The 6,823-nt window shown below is 40.1% G+C and carries 3 protein-coding genes; all 3 read left to right on the top strand.

Annotation, left to right across the window (positions count from 1 at the left end):
- The coding region (locus IQ229_RS07345) for a type I polyketide synthase (RefSeq protein WP_194042547.1) at positions 1-4,549 on the top strand (4,549 nt) is incomplete at its 5' end.
- Positions 4,550-5,000: 451 nt separating this feature from the next.
- On the top strand, positions 5,001-5,663 hold the full coding sequence (locus IQ229_RS07340; protein ID WP_194042546.1) for a class I SAM-dependent methyltransferase: 663 nt from the start codon (positions 5,001-5,003) through the stop codon (positions 5,661-5,663).
- 313 nt (positions 5,664-5,976) lie between these two features.
- The gene (locus IQ229_RS07335; protein ID WP_194042545.1) at positions 5,977-6,600 is read left to right on the top strand and encodes a Rieske 2Fe-2S domain-containing protein; all 624 of its coding nucleotides are present in this window, start codon (positions 5,977-5,979) and stop codon (positions 6,598-6,600) included.
- Positions 6,601-6,823: the final 223 nt, after the last annotated feature.

Raw genomic sequence — 6,823 nt, 5'->3', positions numbered from 1 at the left:
ATCTTCTTCAAAGCGGCTACTTCTTGCTCTAGATGAAGCAGTAAGTAAACTGGAGGAGGTCGATCGTTCAAAGAGTGAGCCAATTGCCATTATTGGTATGGGTTGCCGATTTCCTGGAGGTGCCAATGACCCAGAAACCTTCTGGCAGCTATTACATGATGGGGTGGATGCGATCACAGAAATTCCTTACAGTCGCTGGAATATAGATGATTACTACGACTCAGATCCCAATACTCCAGGTAAAATGTACATCCGCCATGCAGGATTGTTGGAGCAGGTAGACCAATTTGATCCTCAGTTTTTTGGAATTTCTCCGCGAGAAGCGTTGAGTATGGATCCTCAGCAACGCTTACTATTAGAGGTTGGTTGGGAAGCACTAGAAAATGCCGGAGTAGCACCACAGCAGTTATCTGACAGTCAAACTGGTGTGTTTCTGGGAATGGGTCAGGTTGATTATGCACGATTGCAGTTAACTTCTGGAGAGCATAAGCGCATCAGCGCTTATGATGGCACAGGAAATGGTCTTTGCTTCGCCGCAGGTCGTTTGTCCTACGCTCTGGGTTTGCAAGGCCCAAGTATGGCCATAGACACAGCCTGCTCTTCCTCTCTAGTAGCAATACATTTGGCTTGTCAAAGTTTACGGGCAGGCGAGTGTAGTCTTGCTTTAGCGGCTGGAGTACAGATGATTTTGTCACCAGAAGTCACCATTTTTCTATCGAGAGCGCAAGCTTTGTCTCCTGATGGTCACTGCAAAACTTTTGACAATGCTGCTAACGGCTACGGGCGAGGTGAAGGATGTGGAGTTATAGTTCTGAAACGTCTTCATGATGCCATTGCTAATGGCGATAATATTTTGGCATTGATTCGCGGATCAGCAGTTAATCACGATGGACCGAGCAGTGGTTTTACAGTTCCCAACCAAACAGCTCAACAAACGCTTCTTCGTAAAGCCTTGGCAAACGCTAAAGTCAAATCATCTCAAGTTAGTTATGTAGAGGCTCACGGTACAGGAACTCCCTTAGGAGACCCAATTGAAGTTAAAGCTTTAGGAGCCGTGTTAGGTGAAGGGCGATCGCCTCAGAATCCCTTAATCATTGGTTCAGCAAAGACTAATATTGGTCACTTGGAAGCTGCGGCTGGGATTGCAGGTCTCATCAAAGTAGTATTATCCCTTCAAAATAAGCAGATTCCGCCTCATTTGCACTTTCAACAGCCCAATCCTCACATTAATTGGGATAAATTACCAGTGATGGTGTCAACGTCACTAATACCTTGGCATTCAAAGGAAAGCAAACGGCTGGCAGGAGTTAGTTCCTTTGGTATGAGTGGTACTAACGCCCATGTGATACTAGAAGAGGCACCGTTACCCAAGCCTGTCCAAACTGCTGTTGCAGATCGTCCAGTACACCTGCTGACTCTTTCGGCTAAAACAGAAGAGGCGTTAAAGCAATTAGCCCGTCGATATGAAAATTACCTAGCCACTCACCCTAACTCAGCTATTGCAGATATTTGCTTCACCGCCAATACAGGGCGCTCACACTTCAAACATCGGTTGGGTGTCGTAGCCACTTCATCTGCAGAGTTACGCAAAAAGCTTAACGCTTTCGCTGAAGCAGAGGAAGTTATAGGAGTATTCAACAACCAACAGCAAAGCGCAATTAAACCTAAAACAGCCTTTTTATTTACGGGTCAGAGTTCACAGTACGTGAACATTGGTAGGGAATTATATGAAACACAGCCCACCTTCCGAGAAGCAATAGACCGTTGCCAACAAATTCTGGAAGCAAATCTAGACAAACCCCTAGGTTCGTTACTTTATCCTAGTCCAGATGAAAGTACAGCCTTGGAGGAAACTTGCTATACTCAAGTAGCCCTATTTGCAGTGGAATATGCCCTGTTCAAGTTGTGGTCATCTTGGGGTATCAAACCGACAGCTGTTATGGGTGATAGCGTCGGCGAATATGTTGCCGCCTGTATGGCTGGAGTTTTTAGTCTGGAGGATGGACTAAAATTAATTGCAGCACAGGGACGTTTAATGCAAGCGCTACCAGAAAATGGTCAAGCGGAGTTTACTCGTGTTGTATCTTCAGTACGTTATTCCAATCCCCGTATCAATTTTGTTTCCAATCTCACAGGAGAATGGGCAACTTCAGAAGTTGCAAATGCTGAATACTGGTTAAATCACGTACAACAACCTGTACAACTTGCTGCCAGTATCCAGACGCTACACCAGCACAACTACCAGGTGCTTTTGGAGTGTGGAACCAAGTCGGCTTTGTCAGATATAGCTCGTCAATGCTTGCCCAAAAATACTGGAGTTTACCTACCCAGTTTGCGTGCTGGTATTTCCGATTGGCAACAAATGCTGGAGAGTTTGGCGGAATTATACGTCCAAGGTTTTGCTATTGATTGGTCTGCTTTTCACCGCAATGCTCAAAATGCTAAGGTAATACTGCCTACCTATCCTTGGCAGCGACAGCACTATTGGGTTGAGGAGACGGAAAATCAACAATTTACGCACCTCCTATTTACAGCCAATCGCCAAAGCCCGTCAGCTCACCCCTTACTTGGGCAACGCCTGTCTTTAGCGATTCAGCACTCAAACATTGTGTTTGAGTCTCAAATCAACTCAGAACAGCCATTCTATCTAAAGCACTGTCGCGTTTATCAGCAAACAATACTACCTGTTAGCGCCTATGTTGAAATGGCATTAGCTGCTGGAGCAGATGTTTTGCAATCTCATAACTTGCTGCTTAAAGACATCTCTTTTCCACAAGCCTTGCCATTAAAAGCTGACCAATCAACAACTCTACAGTTTGTTTTAACACCTCAACAGCAACAAATTTACTCGTTGCAAATCTTTAGTTCCAATTTACACTCACAAACCCAGCAACCTAGTTGGACTCTCTATGCTTGCGGAACACTACAGTTGCACAATAACTCCCACTCCCCAGAGTCATTAATTGACTTAGCAGCAATCAAAACTCAGTGTTCACAAGAAATCTCTGTTGCAGACTATTACCAAAAATTGCAGCGGCTGGGTCTGGAGTATGGTCAGTGCTTCCAAGCGATTGAGAAGCTATGGCAACACCCCACTGAGCAACAAGCTTTGGCTGAGATTCGCTTGCCTGCACAATTGCTTACAAAAGCAGAAAATTATAAACTACATCCTGTACTATTGGATAGTAGTTTCCAAGCTATTGGGGCTGCTCTATTAAAGTTAAGCTTGCTAGATGTTTATTTGCCTGTAGGCATCAAGCAATTGCAAGTTTATCAATATCCTGGCTCTCACCTGTACAGTTATATCCAGTTTGATGCTGTTCCAAATTCTGATGATCAGAAATTGAGTGCCACAGTACATATGTATACTCCAGATGGACAGTTGATCGCTGTCATCTCTAAACTACAGTTCAAGCGTATCAACAGAAATATTTTCCCACATACTACCCCAACGTCCTTACATTATTACCAATTGCAACAGGCTTCTGCTGAAGAACGCCAAGCACTTTTGGTTGGATATCTTCAAAAGAAGGTTACTACTTTGCTAAAATTAAATTCATCCTACCTTCTAGATCCTCAAAATTCCTTAAACGAATTCGGTTTTGACTCCTTAATGGGCATAGAACTGAAAAATCAAATTGATAGTGATTTGAGATTGGTGGTATCTCCACGAGTACTTATTGAGGCACCTAACATTAATGAAATATCAAAGGAAATAATTAAACAATTCATCTTAAGAGAATCCCCAGCACAAACAGATTCCCAAAATTCGACTAACGGCTCTTTTAAGAAACGTAAAACAGATTGGATTGTCCATTATAAGCCAAATAAAAATGCTTGTCTTCGCTTATTCTGTTTCCATCATGCAGGAGGCAATGCTTCATTATTCCGCACATGGGCAGATCATCTACCATCAAATATTGAAGTTTTTCCCGTTCAGCTTCCCGGTCGCAGAGAGAGTATTAGCGAACAACCATTCAGCCAGTTATCACCTCTGATAAAGACGCTAAAAAACATTCTCAATCTCTACTTAGATAAACCTTTTGCATTCTACGGTCATAGTCTTGGAAGCTTAATCAGTTTTGAGCTAGCTCATGCTCTTCGCCAAGATTATAAATTAGAACCGATTCACTTATTTGTAAGTGGCTCCTGGGCACCTCACACCTTATCCACTGCCTTTACTAATAAGATATTTAAAATATCTTCTTTGGAAAAATTGCTCGAAATAGCAGAGATACCAAAATCTATTCAAAGCGACAAACTTTTTATGGACGAAATCATGTCTGTTTTTCAAAAGGATACTCAACTCTTTGAAAGTTATACCTACGTTGATAGAGGTACAATAAATTGTCCAATCTCTGCCTTTGGAGGTACAGAAGACTCTTTTGTTAGCAAAGATGATCTGTTATATTGGAATCAGTATACTAGCAACAGCTTCACGCTTCATATGCTTCCTGGTAAACACATGTTTCCCATAAGCAGTGAAAAATCACTTTTAGAAGCCATATCACACATTCTGGAACCATTTTTCAACCATAAGATTTCTTAAACAAATATCTGGTTTCAAAAAAATCAGAATTGTAGGCTCAACTTGCTTGTCAAGCAGTTTGGACTTCTGTCAAACATACAGCAGATTGTATGTAAATGAGGTACAGTCATAACAGTGGTTGATGTTCTAATGAGAACTGCATTTGATTTGATTAATCCCAAGCATTTAAAAAACTGGTTTACAAATTGTTGTTACTGTACCTCATAAACCTGCAATATGCTGTATTGTTTAGTACGCAAAGATAAATGCGGTTAAAATTTGCCTCATTGAGATTAGAACATGTTTATAGCTATTTCAAGCTTTAAAGCAGTAGGGATATAAGAAAAAGTACCCTATCTGTTACCTCTTTTTTCAATTGGAAGCGACTAAAAAAATCTAGAAGTATTGATGCTATAAAGATAGCCAAACTTTACAATGTTCAATTGTAGTTCAGTCTTTATAAGGAGAAAAAATGACAGCTAACATTGCAGAAATAGTAAACGCAGGTCAGGCTATTTACACTAAGTCGGTTTTGGCGATATACGATATTTTGGTTCTTGGGATTAGTCACCATTTTTTATGGGAATGTCCAACATCAAAGCATTTAGACTTGTACAACAGACATATTTCAGATAACCATCTTGATATAGGTATTGGAACAGGGTTTTATTTAGACAATTGCAAATTTTCTAGCAGTAAACCGAAAGTAGCATTAATGGATCTAAATCCTAATTGTTTAGAAGCAACCTCTCGCCGTATTGCTCGTTATCAGCCTGAAACTTATATCAGGAATATCTTAAAACCAATTTCCTTGGAAGGGCAGAAGTTTAACTCTATAGGACTGAATTGTGTACTTCACTGTTTACCAGGCACAATACAAACTAAAGCAGTAGTGTTTAAAAATATTAAGCATTTACTGAATCCAGGTGCAATTGTCTTTGGTTCAACTGTGTTGAATAAAGGAGTTAAACGTAATATTTTTGCTCAATGGGTTATAGATTTATATGTCAAAAAAGGTATATTTTCTAATCAAGATGACAGTTTGGAAGACTTGAAGCAAGTGATGGAATCTAATTTTTCTGAAAGCTCAATAGAAACAATCGGATGTACTGCTTTATTTTGGGGACGTGTATGAAAAAAATTAACCATATCTGCAAGGGTTATATCAGGGTTAGCGCGTCTCAAAACCTATTGACAAGAGGACTTGCCCGATCAGCAATAAGGTGGGAAACCAGGGCAAACGCATCTAAATTACTCTTGATCACAACGAAGGTTAAGAACCAACGAAAAAATAAGGATTTCGCGCTTGATTATTTTTTAAGCCCTAAAGCGATGTCTGCGACGGGCTACGCCTACGCCTAAAATTTTCGCAATAAGCAAAAGTTAATGACATTAGTTTTAGCTCTGTTGAGAATAGACTTTGCTTATTGACATGATGCGGCCGCCCTGTGGGTGCTAGGCTTTCCGATGGTTGGATTTGCAGAGATACTAATACAATTGTTTGTCCATTCCATGCTTTGAATTTTGATCATGAAGGTAGAGCAACTCTGCCAAATCAAAAAAAGACTCAACTTCTTCTGAAACCACTTGAGTTATTTATTCAAGAAGGCTTGATTTGGACTTATGGTAATGAAAAACCAAAGATTCCCATTCCAGATGCCATCAATAATTTATCAACCAATTATCATTTTGTTGGTGTAACTGGTGATATTACAGTAAACACAGATTTTCTCACTGCCCTAGAAATCAATTACGATTACAATCATGCTAAAGGGGTACATAGAGATGTCTTAAGAGTTATAGACTTAGAAGCGAGTGATTTTCAAATCGGGCAATATTCTTTTGTTGCTAAACTCAAACATATTAGGGGAAATAATACCATAAGGGAGTACCTTAAAAATCCGCTTTTGCTAATTTCTCCTCCAACAGTAGACTTAGAACTCGAACATTACTTCCCCTCTTGCGTAGCGGTTTATCATAATCAGCCTCCTTTTGGTAGATTATGTGAAGTTTTCGTAATCTATCCTGAAACTAAGACTACTACCAGAATGTTTATTCTGATTTTTAAATAATCATCGTTAGGAATTCTGAACCCAATTGTGGATAGTCAATTTGTGAGCATTTTAGATGAGGTAGCTAAACAAGATGCTACCATAGCAAAATCTTTACTCCGACACTCAAATTAAGATAAAGCTCCCTAACGAAGAACCTTTAAATTTTGCGCGTCAACTCTATCACAAATGGACTACTTAATTCATCCATTAGGTAAGGCTTACATTATTTTAAAGGGTTAAT

Origin of the sequence: Nostoc cf. edaphicum LEGE 07299, assembly GCF_015207245.1 — a bacterium.
Lineage (GTDB): Bacteria > Cyanobacteriota > Cyanobacteriia > Cyanobacteriales > Nostocaceae > Nostoc > Nostoc edaphicum_B.
Note: the sequence above shows the minus strand (reverse complement) of the source record. Positions and strands in the feature narration are given on the sequence as shown.